At 45.3% G+C, this 14,764-nt stretch carries 10 protein-coding genes; 9 read left to right on the top strand and 1 reads right to left on the bottom strand.

Translation table 11 applies throughout. The features are described from left to right. Nucleotides 1-110: 110 nt before the first annotated feature. The gene (locus tag LI82_RS01655) at nt 111-3,548 is read left to right on the top strand and encodes a DNA polymerase II large subunit (protein ID WP_048193235.1); all 3,438 of its coding nucleotides are present in this window, start codon (nt 111-113) and stop codon (nt 3,546-3,548) included. Between the two features lie 123 nt (nt 3,549-3,671). Here LI82_RS01655 and mmp10 read toward each other — a convergent pair whose 3' ends face one another. Continuing rightward, entirely contained in the window at nt 3,672-4,904 is a 1,233-nt protein-coding gene (gene mmp10, locus LI82_RS01650; RefSeq protein WP_048193234.1) for a methyl coenzyme M reductase-arginine methyltransferase Mmp10, read from the bottom strand. Nucleotides 4,905-5,325: 421 nt separating this feature from the next. On the opposite strand from mmp10, the gene mcrB reads away from it, so the two are divergent. From mcrB to LI82_RS12330, 8 genes are all read left to right on the top strand, one after another. Beyond that, on the top strand, nt 5,326-6,630 hold the full coding sequence (gene mcrB, locus LI82_RS01645; protein ID WP_048193333.1) for a coenzyme-B sulfoethylthiotransferase subunit beta: 1,305 nt from the start codon (nt 5,326-5,328) through the stop codon (nt 6,628-6,630). Between the two features lie 36 nt (nt 6,631-6,666). Continuing rightward, the gene (gene mcrD / locus LI82_RS01640; protein ID WP_048193233.1) at nt 6,667-7,155 is read left to right on the top strand and encodes a methyl-coenzyme M reductase operon protein D; all 489 of its coding nucleotides are present in this window, start codon (nt 6,667-6,669) and stop codon (nt 7,153-7,155) included. A 6-nt stretch (nt 7,156-7,161) separates the two neighbouring features. Then, complete coding sequence (gene mcrC / locus LI82_RS01635; RefSeq protein ID WP_048193232.1) at nt 7,162-7,764, top strand: methyl-coenzyme M reductase I operon protein C; 603 nt, start codon at nt 7,162-7,164, stop codon at nt 7,762-7,764. Nucleotides 7,765-7,776: 12 nt separating this feature from the next. After that, entirely contained in the window at nt 7,777-8,523 is a 747-nt protein-coding gene (gene mcrG / locus LI82_RS01630; protein ID WP_048193231.1) for a coenzyme-B sulfoethylthiotransferase subunit gamma, read from the top strand. Between the two features lie 14 nt (nt 8,524-8,537). After that, nucleotides 8,538-10,256 (top strand): coenzyme-B sulfoethylthiotransferase subunit alpha, encoded by a 1,719-nt coding sequence (gene mcrA, locus LI82_RS01625; protein ID WP_048193230.1) that lies wholly within the window; start codon nt 8,538-8,540, stop codon nt 10,254-10,256. Nucleotides 10,257-10,544: 288 nt separating this feature from the next. Beyond that, entirely contained in the window at nt 10,545-11,894 is a 1,350-nt protein-coding gene (locus tag LI82_RS01620; RefSeq protein ID WP_048193229.1) for a glutamate-5-semialdehyde dehydrogenase, read from the top strand. Between the two features lie 22 nt (nt 11,895-11,916). Continuing rightward, a complete protein-coding gene (gene proB, locus LI82_RS01615) occupies nt 11,917-13,044 on the top strand; it encodes a glutamate 5-kinase (protein ID WP_048193228.1) in 1,128 nt (375 codons plus the stop codon). 126 nt (nt 13,045-13,170) lie between these two features. Continuing rightward, a complete protein-coding gene (locus LI82_RS12330; RefSeq protein WP_052402654.1) occupies nt 13,171-14,688 on the top strand; it encodes a sensor histidine kinase in 1,518 nt (505 codons plus the stop codon). Nucleotides 14,689-14,764: the final 76 nt, after the last annotated feature.

Genomic DNA, 14,764 nt, shown 5'->3' with positions numbered 1-14,764 from the left:
TTAGTATACATTGAATGAATATAAAAATCAGATGGATCAATCTAAAAGAACATCAACATCTTTTTAATTTCAAAAGCCATAGTCAATGAAATCAGGGAGAACAACCCAACATGGCAGAAATTGTAGCAAGCAAAGAAATGCATGAGTATTTTAATACACTTGAGGGCACGTTGAAAAAGGAGATAGAGATAGTCAACAATGCTCGCTCGAAGGGAAAAGACCCAAAACCCCATGTTGAAATACCACTTGCAAAGGACCTTGCCGACAGAGTGGAGAACCTTATCGGAGTTAAAGGTGTAGCAGAGCTTATCCGGAAACTGGAAGAAACCAGGTCAAGAGAAGAAGCTGCACTGGCCCTTGGAAGAGAAGTAGCTCAGGGAAAAGTTGGCACATTTGATTCTAAATCCGAAGCTATCGAAGCTGCGATCCGTGTGTCCGTTGCCATGCTGACAGAAGGAGTTGTTGCTGCCCCAATTGAAGGAATTGACCGTGCAGGGATCGGAAAGAACGATGACGGGTCTGAATACGTCAGCATTTTCTATGCCGGCCCGATACGCAGTGCAGGAGGTACTGCACAGGCACTATCCGTACTTGTTGGCGATTATGTACGCAGAGGCGTTGGCATTGACAGATACAAACCCCGAAAAGAAGAGGTTGAACGCTACATTGAGGAGATCATGCTCTACAAGAGGGTTGCAAGTCTCCAGTACACCCCATCCGAAGAAGAGATCAGGCTGATCGTGGAGAACTGCCCAATATGCATCGATGGAGAACCAACTGAAGCAGAAGAGGTTGAAGGACACCGCAATCTCGAAAGGATAGATACTAACAGAGTACGTGGCGGAATGGCCCTGGTACTTGCTGAAGGCCTGGCACTAAAAGCTCCAAAGATACAGAAGCATGTAAAAAAACTTAAGATCGACGGCTGGGAATGGCTCGAACAACTGATCTCCGGTACAAAGAGCGCATCTGACGACAGTGGCGAAGAGAAGAAAGATGAGAAACCGAAGATCAAGCCGAAGGATAAGTATATGCGAGACCTGATCGCCGGAAGACCTGTATTTTCCCACCCATCCCGACCAGGAGGATTCCGGTTGCGCTATGGAAGGTCGCGCAATACATCCTTTGCAGCCGCAGGAATAAATCCTTCCGGAATGCTTGTGATGGACGACTTCATCGCACCGGGAACGCAGCTTAAAGTTGAAAGACCTGGAAAAGCAGCAGGTATGGCTCCGGTAGATTCCATCGAAGGTCCCACAGTAAAACTCAGGTCAGGAGATGTTGTCAGGATCGATCGCATAGATGAAGCATATGAATTACGCTCAGAGGTCGAGGAGATCATTGACATTGGTGAGATACTGATAAATTATGGAGATTTCCTTGAGAACAACCACCCACTTGCACCATCACCGTACTGTTTCGAGTGGTGGATACAGGAATACAGGAAAGCTGGAGGAGAGCAGACAGATGGTGAAGAAGTTCTTAAGGACCCATCCCAGGATGTTGCATTGGATTCCAGTAAAAAGTATGGGGTAGCCCTGCACCCCAAGTTCACATACCTGTGGCATGATATTGAAAATGATAAGTTCGAACAGCTTGCGGACTTCATCTCTGAGAATGGGATCCTTGAAAGCGAGAGAACAGTACTAAAATTACCACACGATGCCGCACTTTCAAGCGGAGTGAAGAGAACACTTGAGCTACTACTTGTACTTCACAGGATAAGCGATGGGATGATACTGATCAAGGAACCACTGCCATTCATCTATACCCTTGGACTGGATGACGGGCTCAGAAAGAAGTGGGAGTCTCTTGAACATGAAGAGGTACTTGACAATATCAATCAAATAACGGAATTTGAAGTACGCCCAAGAGCTCCCACACGCATCGGTGCAAGGATGGGAAGACCGGAGAAATCTGATAAAAGGAAGATGTCACCAGCACCCCATGTGTTATTCCCCATTGCAGAATCCGGAGGAAATACACGAAAACTTGAAAATGCCGCCAGCTTCAAGGCATCAACGAATGCAAAGGTCGGAGAGATAGCTGTAGAGATTGGGAACAGGATCTGCCCGGCATGTGGAGTGGAGACCTTCGAATACAGGTGTGACTGCGGCGAATATACCATGCCAAAACTTTTCTGCCCCAGATGCGGCATTTCTGTGAACAAAGCGGAATGTCCAAAATGTGGCACAAAGACAACCTGCACAAGTATGAGAAAGATCGATTTCAAAAGCATTTACCAGAAAGCATTCGAGAAGGTCGGTGAAAGAGACAAACTCGATTCCTTCAAAGGTGTTAAGAAAATGATGTCAAAGGACATGACACCCGAACCTCTCGAAAAAGGGATCCTACGGGCAAAACATGACCTGTTCACCTTCAAGGATGGGACAGTGCGTTATGACATGTCGGACATACCACTTACACACATCAGACCTTCCGAGATAGGAGTCACATGCGAGAAGCTTAAGGAACTTGGCTATAAGGAAGACATCTATGGAAAACCACTTACAGACCCTGAGCAGGTGCTCTGCCTCAAGGTTCAGGACCTTGTAATATCATACGATTGCGCCGATTATATTCTAAGGACCATGCAATACATTGACGATCTTCTTGTCAAATATTATAAAGAAGATCCATATTATAATGCAAAGACAAGGGATGACACGGTTGGCACCCTCCTTATGGGACTTGCACCACATACATCAGCAGGTGTGCTTGGAAGGCTTGTAGGATTTACCACAGCTGCAGTCGGATATGCACATCCGTTCTTCCATGCTGCAAAAAGGCGTAATTGTGACGGGGATGAAGATTGCGTCATGCTGCTTATGGATGGTCTGCTCAACTTCTCCCGCGAGTACCTGCCGGACAAAAGAGGAGGAAAGATGGATGCACCCCTTGTTCTGACCACACGCCTCGACCCCAGTGAGGTTGACAAGGAAGCACATAATATAGATGTCTGTGAATCATACCCGCTGGAATTCTACGAAGCTACACTGAGAATTGCAAACCCCAAGGAGTTCGAAGATACTTTTGACCTGGTCAGCAGCAGACTTGGTACCCCATTACAGTATGAAAAGTTCATGTTCACCCATGATACATCCAACATTGCGGCAGGTCCGCTCAAAAGTGCATACAAGACACTTGGAAGTATGGTCGAGAAGATGGATGCACAACTTGAACTTGGAAAGAAGATACGCGCTGTTGATGCTTCAGATGTCGCAGAGAGGGTGCTTATATCCCACTTCCTGCCAGATATGTTCGGAAACCTGAGAGCTTTCTCAAGACAGGGGACAAGATGCGTAAAATGTGGTGCTAAGTACCGCAGACCACCACTTACAGGCAGTTGTCAAAAATGTGGTGGCAGAGTTATCCTTACGGTTCACGAGGGTGCTGTCAAAAAGTACCTTGAGGTCTCAATGAAAGTGGCAGAAGAGTACAATGTTTCAAGTTACACAAAACAGCGCATTGAACTGATAGGCTACGACATGAAGTCACTTTTTGAAAATGACAGATCCAAACAGATGGGACTTTCAGACTTTATGTAAAAAAAGATTGCAGCAAGCGCTGCAACATATTAGTGTGCAAATATAACCGATCAGTGTATAACATATCCGTTAGCAGATCGGCATATTAACCAACTGATCGAACAAGTCTATTACCAACAAGCATCACTGTACAGGCATGCCTATGGCATTGATCTGCTGAATGAGCTCTGTGAACATATTCATTTCGAGCTCGAGAACATCTTCTTCGCTCATACCTATTGACATCTCGCCGTCAACTGTCAATGTATCAGGACCACGCCTTACGAGCCGGTCCACACCATCGCTGCAAAGCAATCCCTTAACTTCGGGGTCATGGACAAAAGCACGGCCAGGAATAATAACGGTCTCCTTGACATTGGAAAGATCAAGATCACGGAAATCATCGATGGTGATCAGGCACCCGATGTCCTTGTTCAACCCAATTACATTCACAGTGCCCCCCAGCTTGTCGAATATCCCGGAAAGCCTTTCTTCTGCAACCTTGCTTGTGATTATTGTAGCTTCTTTTGTAACCTCAGGCAACTTTGTGAGCAGATCATCATGCACCCTTATCGCGAATGGAGACCCAAAGAGAGGATCTTCCAGAGGTGTGCCGGTAATTCTGAAACTGTGGTTTTTAGCAGCATTACGGACTATCTGAGTGAACTCCTCAACACTATGAGACTCGATACCTTCCATTATAGGTGCATTCTCAAGTATCAGTCCTTCTTCCCTTGAGTTAGCAAAGCGCATGAGTATCGCTCCTGAGGCACCCATGGTTTCCAGATCAGAAAGTGTCTTCTCAAGAACTTCACCATCATTGACACCCGGAATTACAACAATTGCACCATATACCTCACAATGTGCACAGAAGTCACGAAGTACAGCAAGGGAAGCTTCCGGCTCAGGGTCGTTCATATATGCCCCACGAATTTCCGGATCGGTCGCAAATACAGTGAATGATACCTCAGTGACACCGTTCTCAATAAAAAAGGCAGCATCATCTTCCGAAGTAAATCCTTTCCCACTGGTATATCCCAGATGTATTGGTTTTTTAAATTGTGATAAGAAAGAGACCAGTTCTTTAAGTTCAGGATAACAGCTGATGTCACCGCCACCACTTATGGTAAACTTATCAGCTTCCCCTGAACCAAAATGCATGGCTTGTGAAACTTCACCCATAACATATTGAACAGGTTTGAAGCCTGAGTAGAGCTCTTTGACACCGCGTGTGCAATAGTCGCACCCTTTTGAAAAAGGGAAACAATGTTTACAACCAAAAGCAGGTACGTCTTTTACTTTCTTGAAGTAGCAGTACTTGCAAAACCCACGACAATCTACGCCGGGATTTCCACCGACATCTGCAACTATTTCCATATCGATCGTGGGTACCTTAATGTATGTAGTACTAAATCTTTGTGGTGCAAAGAATGGGAGAGGACAGACATTGATTATTATCCCACACAGAATTAATTTAGGAAGATGAGGATGATCTTCTTTTTCACACAAAAATATACATACGTATGCATTTCGTATGCCAAAGTTTCAGAATAATTCAAACTAAACCGCATTAAATGCACTTAACTTAATTATTAATGATGAAAAACCCTCGTACCCTTACCCCAAATCCAAAAGCTTTAAACCTGAAAACAACGTTCCAATTTTGAATCAATTAGAAGAATGACCAATTGGAAACATCATTTAACACAAAAACGGCACCATTAGGGAACTTTTGGGCCATCGCTCAAATCTTGTGGTTTCCATCGGGATTTCTGGAATAAAATTAGGAGGAAATATCGTGTCTGACAAAATAGACATATATGACGACAGAGGTACACTGTTGGAAAGCGGCGTCGACATAATGGCACTCGCACCAACAACAAATGCAGCAATCGGAAAGATCATCAAAGACACAAAGAGGACTGTCGCTGTCAACCTTGCAGGTATCGAGAAAGGTCTCGCAACCGGCAAGTATGGTGGAAAAGGACGCCAGATTCTCGGACGTGGTCTCGAATATGATATCGTAGGGAACGCAGATGCAATCGCAGAGTCTGTTGCAAACCTTGTAAAGGTAAGCGACGACGACGACACAAACGTAAAAGTGATCGGTGGCGGAAAACAGCTTCTTGTGCAGGTTCCAAGCGCAAGGACAGACGCTGGTGCTGACTTCGTTTCAGGAAGTACAGTAAGTGCAGCAGCTGTTGTACAGACCATCATTGACACATACAACACCGACATGTTCGATGCACCACTCGTAAAGGGTGCTGTCTGGGGTAGCTATCCACAGACCATGGACATGAGCGGCGGTAACGTTGCATCAATTCTCAGCATACCACAGCAGAATGAAGGTCTCGGTTTCTCCCTTAGGAACATCATGACCAACCACGTCGCTGCTATCACAGGCAGAAAGGCAATGAACGCTGCTGCACTCTCCTCAATATACGAGCAGGCAGGTATGTTCGAGATGGGTAACGCAGTAGGTTCATTCGCGAGACACCAGTTACTTGGATTCGCATACCAGGGCCTTAACGCTAACAACATCGTTTACGAAATGGTCAAAGAGAACGGCAAGACCGGTACAGTCGGTACAGTCGTCGAGACCGTTGTCGAGAAAGCACTCGAAGCAGGTATCATCGAGGTCGACCACAAGGCACCATCCGGATACAACTTCTACAAGGCAAATGACGTTTCCATGTGGAACGCATGTGCAGCAGCAGGTCAGCTCGCAGCTACACTCGTAAACTGTGCAGCAGGCAGAGCAGCTCAGAACGTATCATCAACCATCCTGTACTTCAACGATATACTCGAGAAGGAAACAGGTCTTCCAGGCTGTGACATGGGTAGAGCACAGGGTACTGGAGTCGGATTCTCCTTCTTCAGTCACTCAATCTATGGTGGCGGTGGACCAGGTATCTTCAATGGTAACCACGTTGTAACAAGACACTCCAGAGGATTCGCAATTCCTTGTGTATCCGCTGCATGTTCAATTGATGCAGGTACTCAGATGATTACCATCGAGAAGACATCAGGACTTGTTGGAAATGTGTTCGGTTCAATCGAAGAATTCAGAGAGCCAATCAAAGCAGTTGCAGGGGCACTCTAAATAAAGAGCTCTAACAGATCTTGAAGGTAATCAATAATGGTCGATTCTGCATCAAACACAGAGAACCTCATACAGATCGAGATATTTCCACGAAGGTTACTCAGCCCGGAAACCGCACAGGAACTACTCGTCGAACTGAGCAAAATAGAAGGCATCACAAGGGCATTCGTACAGGGCCCAAGACTTCCAGTGACCGTACCATATGGTCCTGCGACAGGACAGGATGTCAACCATAAGTTCAGTGACACGATCAGTATCGGTGAAACGGACATTAGCTTGGCTGTGATTGTTGGCCGCATAAGGCTGGAAGTCCTCAACTCAGAGATAAGAGACAACATCGGGGAAGTTTGTGAGCGAATACTTCCGATGGGACTCGAGTTCAGAGAAGGACTTTTCTTACCAAACAAGCAGACCGTTTCCGACTATGCAAAACGTGGTCCTGGAGCAGATCCAACAGTCCTCGGACTGGCAGATCCGAAAGGCAAAGTGGGTAATCGTATTTGTTCCTTAAATCCAGCGGAATGATGTTAAATGTTTGACCGGGAAACACAAGTTGTAGACTGCAGGCATGGAATGGGCTTGGGACGCGGTGGAGGGCTCGCACAACGCGGCACCCTTTCCGAGACCGGACGCCCTGATGTCATCACAGTAGCAATGAGTCCCGGCAGACGCCACATCACAAAACCGATATGTGAACTCACATACGGCATGCGCAGGGAAGATATACAGGTCAGTGTTCTGGTATTGAACTCAGGATCAGGCATACCTGATACACCAATGAGATCAGGCGCATTCGGGATAACACCTGAAGAAGTTGCGCAGATATCAAGGCATAAACTGGCAGTTATCCATACAGGGAACATACGAGACCATGTGGTAAAAAAAGTAAGGGAAATTCTAAAGGATGCAGAGATCCCGGCAATAATCGTCTGTCAGACAAATGTCGACTTTGAGGATTTTGCTAAGGGAGGAATTAAGACCAAATTTGTAAAACCTAAAAATAACGAGACCCTAACAAAAGGAAAAGTTATGGATATTGTGTCAGGAGTCACAAGAGGAGAATCATGTTCAAGAGACAAGTTGAACGAACTCGTGAAATCCGTAAAGAACACAATGAGATCTATTGATAACTAAGGAGTGTATAATATGGCATACGAAGCACAATATTATCCAGGTGCAACATCCGTTGCAGAAAACAGAAGAAAGCACATGTCCGGAAAGGTCGAAAAGCTCAGGGAAGTCTCTGACGACGATCTTACATTAGTACTCGGACACCGTGCACCAGGTAGCGACTACCCAAGCACACACCCACCACTCGCTGAGATGGGTGAACCAGAATGCTCAGTCAGAGAAATGGTCGAACCAACACCAGGCGCAAAAGCTGGTGACAGGGTAAGGTACGTTCAGTTCGTTGACTCAATGTACAACGCACCATCAACACCATACTTCAGGTCATACGCAGCAGCAATCAACTACAGAGGTGTCGACCCAGGTACACTTTCCGGTCGTCAGGTCGTTGAAGCTCGTGAAAGAGACATGGAAGAGATCGCAAAGTTCCAGCTCGAGACAGAAATGACATGCCCAGCACTTGCTAGCCTTCGTGGCGCAACTGTTCACGGTCACTCACTCCGTCTTCCAGAAGATGGAATCATGTTCGACATGCTTGACAGATGCCGCCTTGAGAATGGCGTAGTAATCATGCACAAGGACCAGGTAGGAAGGGCAATCGACAAGAAGGTCGACTTCGGAAAACCAATGTCCGAGGAAGAGGCTGCCAAGAGAACCACATTCTACCGTGTAGACAATGTTGCATTCAGAGATGACGCAGAGGTCATCGAGTGGGTCCACACAGTGTTTGAGAAGAGAACCGCATATGGATTCAAGCCAGAGTAAGCGAGGTGAGAAAAATGGCAGATGATAGAAAGAGACTGTTCCAGAAAGATTTGGAAATCAAATTCACAAAAGAACACGGCGACAACAAGATGGAAGGCGGAGAGATCACTGACAAGAAAGTGACATACTACCGTCTTGGTGTTGACCAGAACCCAAGAAAAGTCGAGATGAAGAAAGCTGGCCAGGAAATGGCTGCAGCTAGAGGACTCGTTGGTTACAACCCAATGATGCACTGTGGTGGTATCCCACTCGGTCAGAGAGCAATCACACCATCCTTCATTTCCGGTACTGACATCATGGTAGAAACCGATGATCTTCACTACGTCAACAACGCTGCAATGCAGCAGATGTGGGATGACATCAGAAGAACCACAATCGTCGGTATGGACATGGCTCACGAGACACTCGAGAAGCGTCTCGGTATCGAAGTCACACCAGAAACAATCAACCACTACCTTGAAGTGCTCAACCACGCACTCCCTGGCGGAGCAGTTGTTCAGGAGCACATGGTCGAAACACACCCAGCTCTTGTAGATGACTGTTACGTGAAGATCTTCACCGGTGACGACGAACTTGCAGATGAGATCGACAGCCAGTTCCTCATCGACATCAACAAGCAGTTCCCAGAAGATCAGGCAGAAGCACTCAAAGCAGCTATCGGAAAGACAACCTGGCAGGCAGCACACATCCCAACCGTTGTTAGCAGAACAACAGATGGTGCACAGACCTCAAGGTGGATGGCAATGCAGGTCGGTATGTCCTTCATCGCAGCATACAACATGTGTGCTGGTGAAGCAGCAGTAGCTGACCTTTCATACGCAGCAAAGCACGCTGGTGTAATCTCAATGGGAGATATGCTTCCAGCAAGACGTGCACGTGGTCCAAACGAGCCTGGTGGAATTTCCTTCGGTCACATGGCTGATATCATTCAGACAAGCCGTGTTGACGCAGAAGACCCAGCACACGTAGCTCTCGAGGTAGTCGGTGGAGGATGTATGCTCTACGATCAGATCTGGCTCGGTTCCTACATGTCTGGTGGTGTCGGATTCACACAGTATGCAACCGCTGCATACACCAACAACATCCTTGACGACAACCTGTACTACAACGTTGACTACATCAACGACAAGTACGATGGTGCAGCAAACAAGGGTACCGACAACAAGGTCAAGGCAACAATGGATGTTGTCAAGGACATCGCAACAGAGTCCACAATCTATGGTCTCGAGAACTACGAGAAGTACCCAACAGCACTCGAAGACCACTTTGGTGGTTCCCAGAGAGCAACAGTACTCTCCGCAGCAGCAGGTAGTGCAACAGCACTCGCAACCGGAAACGGAAACGCTGGTCTTTCCGCATGGTACCTTTCAATGTACCTGCACAAGGAAGCACACGGACGTCTTGGTTTCTTCGGATTCGACCTGCAGGACCAGTGTGGAGCTACAAACGTATTCTCCTTCCAGTCCGACGAAGGTCTGCCTGTTGAGCTCCGTGGTCCAAACTACCCTAACTACGCAATGAACGTAGGTCACCAGGGTGGTTACACCGCAATCGCTTCAGCAGCACACGCTGGACGTGGAGATGCATGGGCAGTCAACCCACTGATCAAGGTCTGCTTCGCAGATGACCTTCTCCCATTCGACTTTACCGCACCAAGGAAAGAGTTTGGAAGAGGCGCAATCAGAGAGTTCGAGCCAGCTGGTGAGAGATCACTCATCATCCCAGCAAAATAAACATAAATTTGAAAAGGCAGGCTTTGCCTGCTTTTTTCTATCTTTTTTGACTTGGACGTATAGTCCGCTTTTCTAATTATGACATAATATTTTTCCATGAGCGAAAGCTTTGTTTGATGGAAATCGTTTTAGCACCAACATATTAAGAATAACACAAATATGAAAATAAAGCAGGTAAATCGATAATTATATCAGTAAAGTAATCATCATCAAAAGCATTCAAACCGGAGCGGAGAAACAAAACTTCGAACAAATTACAATATTATCTTTTTACAAGGGGATCACTTCATGGTTACAGAGATAGAAAAGAAAGTAATGGAAGCAAAAATGGCATCCATTACACTTGCAAGTGTAGACACTCAGACAAAGGACAGAGCTCTTGAAGCCATGGCCAATGCACTTGACGAAAACCGCGATAGAATAATAGAAACAAACGGCGCTGACCTCGAAGAAGCCGGGAGAATGAAGGCTGAAGGTAAACTCTCACAGGCACTTGTAGATCGCCTTAAGGTCAGCAATTCGAAGATCGACGGAATGATCAGCGGTATTCGCGATGTTATCAAACTTGAGGACCCTTCCGGTAAAACAATGAAAACACTTGAGCTTGATACTGGCCTGGACCTTTATCAGGTGAGTTGCCCTATCGGACTTATAGGAGTTATTTTCGAGTCACGCCCGGATGTTGTTCCGCAGATCATGTCACTTTGCCTCAAGAGTGGAAACGCCACCATATTCAAAGGTGGTAGTGAAGCATTGAACTCTAACCGTACAATATTCGACATACTCGTCAAGGCAATGGAGAACATCGAAGGAATACCAAAAGGTGCATTCCAGCTCATGGAAACAAGAGAAGAGGTCATGAACCTCCTCGCACTTGATGATTATATTGACCTCCTCATCCCACGCGGTTCTAACGAATTCGTGAAATATATACAGGACAATACAAAGATATCGGTACTCGGTCATGCAGATGGGATATGTCACGTCTATGTGGACACAAGTGCTGATATGGACAAAGCGTATGATGTATGCTTTGACTCAAAAGTACAGTACCCTGCAGTATGCAACGCCATGGAAACACTGCTCATAAACAAAGAGATCGCCGAGGACTTCATGCCAGAAATGATGAAAAGGTATGATGAAGCAGACGTTGAGCTTCGTTTTGATGAGGAGTCATACGCCATTGCAGAAAACCTTGGCCTGAAGAACATCAAAAGGGCAACCGATGAAGACTGGAAAACAGAATACAATGAACTGATCCTTTCAGTAAAACTCGTTGACACCATTGAACAGGCGATAAACCATATCAACCGCTATGGATCACACCACACAGATGCGATCATCACAGAAGATGCAGCAAAACGAAAGCAGTTCATCGATCTTGTGGACTCATCAAGTGTTATGGTGAATGCATCCACCAGGTTTGCAGATGGGTTCCGCTATGGCAAAGGTGCAGAGGTCGGTATTAGCACTAACAAGATACATTCACGTGGTCCGGTAGGAATGGAAGGACTTGTCATTTACAAATATGTATTGTTGGGTAATGGGGACAAGGTTTCCGATTATGCAGGAGATGAGCCAAAGCCATTTACCCACAGAGTGATCGATAAAAAACTATCTGATGCTTTGAACAACTGATAATAACAAAAAGGTGTCCGCTTTGATCAACAGGCAACAGATACTAGGTGATGCTAAGAAAATAGTCATCAAGTTAGGTACAACTTCGATCAGCAAGGAAGATGGAAGCCTTAATACTGAATTTATGGAAAAGGTTGCAGAACAGGTCTCTGAGCTGCATAATGCAGGGAAGCAGGTAATACTGGTCAGTTCCGGTTCAATTGGAATTGGCATAGAGATCCTGAACCTGAACTGTCGCCCAAAGGAGATACCCGTGCGCCAGGCAGCTGCCGCTGTCGGACAAGGAGTATTGATGCAACACTGGACGGAAGCTTTCCACAAGCATGACCTTAACGTAGCGCAGATACTCCTGACATACGATTCTTTCACTAACAGATTAACGTACCTGAACCTGAGGAACAGTATCTCCACACTTTTAAGCTACGGCGTTATCCCGATCATCAATGAGAATGATCCGATCTGCGTTCATGAGATCGAAGCAACACTTGGCGATAACGACAAACTTTCAGCAATGGTTGCAAGTAAGACCGAAGCTGACCTGTTGATACTGCTGACCGATATCGACGGACTGTTCAATAAGAACCCAAAAAGACATGATGATGCAGTACTATTGAATACCGTGGAAGAGATCACACCTACCATCGAAAGCTATGGCGGAAGCCCTACCAGCATGAAAGGTGTTGGAGGCATGCGCACTAAAATAGCAGCTGCAAAGATCTGCAATATGGCCGGCTGCTACATGGTAATTGCCAATAGCAATGTGGATAATGGCATTAGCAGAATACTTGCCGGAGAAACTATCGGAACACTCTTCCTTGCAAACCAGTACGTTCACAAGAACAGGATACGATGGATAATACTTGGAAAAGCATCCGGAACCATCATAGTCGATCATGGAGCAAAAGATGCCCTCACTAACAGTATGAGTCTGCTCCCATCCGGCGTTGTCGAGATCATCGGCAGCTTTGACAGAGGCGACATAGTAAAACTGGAATGTGATGGAGAAGTATTTGGAAAAGGTATCACAGACTACACCTCCGAAGAGCTTGAAGCCATCAAGGGTAAACAAACGAATGTAATAGCAGACATCCTTGGATACAAGAACTACGATCACGTGATCAAGAAAGAGAACATAGGAATTCTCAAGTAATATGTGTTGTATTTATCAAAATTTTGAGATAATAGTTCGTTCAAACCAAAAGAACGACCATAACCTTATTATACATTTTTATTTACGGTAATACAATCCAATTGATGGAACCCCACAGGAGCATTAATGAAGACAAATACCAGGGAACATAGCGAAAACAAGAAATCAAAGATCCTTGTTGTAGAAGCAAATGATCCTGATGTTGAAAGCTTGGGCCTTGTTCTTTCAGCCGACTACGACATAATAAGAGCTGCAAAAGGCAATGAAGCTCTTGACCTAGTAGAAAAAGAAAATCCCGAACTTATTCTTCTTGGCAACAACCTACCCGATATAGAAGGGCAAGATATATGCAAGGAAATAAAGAGAAAGCTCCAAAACAAGCTATTGCCTGTAATTATGGTTACTTCCCTTCTCGAAAATGAAGAGAGGAAAGCTGCTATCAAGGAAAATGCTGATGAGATCCTTATAGAACCTGTTGACGAACTGGAACTTACCACGAGAGTACGTTCACTTCTTCGAATGCGCCATCTTCATGAAGAGCTTGTCAAAGAAAGGGACCAGGTACAAAGATATATTGATGTCGCAGGTTCGATCATCGGAGTTGTTGACAGGAACTTCAGAGTTACTCTTGTGAACCAGAAAGCCTGTGATATTCTTGGTTACTCAAAAGATGAGGTAATGGGAAAGAACTGGTTCGATGTTTTCGTACCGGAATACATCAGAGATGACATAAAGAAAGGGTATCTAGGAGTTATTAATGGTACCATTGAACCTCCGGAGTTCTCGGAAAAGCCTATCATTACCAAAAATAAAGATGAAAAATGGGTACTCTGGCACGACGTAGTACTTCGGGACGACGAAATGAACATCGTGGGAACCATCAGTTCTGGCGATGACATCACAGAGAGAAAGCTTGCAGAAAAAGCAATGGAAGAGGCGAACACGGAACTTAAGCTACTCGATAATATAAAGGACCAGTTCCTGACAAATCTTAATTATGAGCTCAGGACGCCACTTATATCCATAAAAGGTTTCTGCGAACTATTAATGGAAGAGAAGCTGGGGACAATAAATGATTCCCAAAAAAATGCACTGGATGCGGTTCTCAGGAATTCAGAGAGGCTTCGACATCTGATTGACTCTCTCCTATACGTAAGTGGAGAACGCAATCAGAACATAAAGTATAATATAATACCACTTTATCCTGCAAGACTTATTGAGGACATCATTGAAGATCGGGCCTTATATGTAGAAAAGAAGGAACTGACAATTGAAAATCATGTTCCAAAAACCCTTCCTGCAATCCTGGGAGACATCGAACATCTGGAACGGATGTTTACTCACCTTCTGGATAATGCAATAAAATTTACACCTTCTAAAGGAAAGATCATATTTTCTGCCTCAACCTACGATGATACTTTAGAGATCAAGATAAAAGACACAGGTATCGGTATTCCAAAGGAACTTTTACCGAATATATTCAGCAGTTTCTATCAGGTAGACGGATCGACCCGAAGAAAATATGGCGGTACTGGCGTAGGATTGCACATTTGTAAGAAGATCGTTGAAGCACATATGGGAGAGATCTTTGTGGAAAGTGAGGAAGGAGTTGGCACAACATTCATAATCATACTTCCAGTTTGACACGGGGTCATTTCATCGCTTACTTCCTTTTTTTCTGTTCGAACACTATAAATATAATCAGACTGGATTAATTATG

This window comes from Methanococcoides methylutens (assembly GCF_000765475.1).
GTDB lineage: Archaea > Halobacteriota > Methanosarcinia > Methanosarcinales > Methanosarcinaceae > Methanococcoides > Methanococcoides methylutens.
This window is presented reverse-complemented; position numbering and strand designations above follow the sequence as displayed.

Coding starts and splice junctions, on each gene's coding strand:
- mmp10 (WP_048193234.1), bottom strand. CDS start 4,904: ATGGAAATAGTTGCAGATGTCGGTGGAAATCCCGGCGTAGATTGTCGT.
- mcrA (WP_048193230.1), top strand. CDS start 8,538: ATGGCAGATGATAGAAAGAGACTGTTCCAGAAAGATTTGGAAATCAAA.
- mcrD (WP_048193233.1), top strand. CDS start 6,667: ATGGTCGATTCTGCATCAAACACAGAGAACCTCATACAGATCGAGATA.
- LI82_RS01655 (WP_048193235.1), top strand. CDS start 111: ATGGCAGAAATTGTAGCAAGCAAAGAAATGCATGAGTATTTTAATACA.
- mcrC (WP_048193232.1), top strand. CDS start 7,162: ATGTTTGACCGGGAAACACAAGTTGTAGACTGCAGGCATGGAATGGGC.
- LI82_RS12330 (WP_052402654.1), top strand. CDS start 13,171: ATGAAGACAAATACCAGGGAACATAGCGAAAACAAGAAATCAAAGATC.
- LI82_RS01620 (WP_048193229.1), top strand. CDS start 10,545: ATGGTTACAGAGATAGAAAAGAAAGTAATGGAAGCAAAAATGGCATCC.
- mcrG (WP_048193231.1), top strand. CDS start 7,777: ATGGCATACGAAGCACAATATTATCCAGGTGCAACATCCGTTGCAGAA.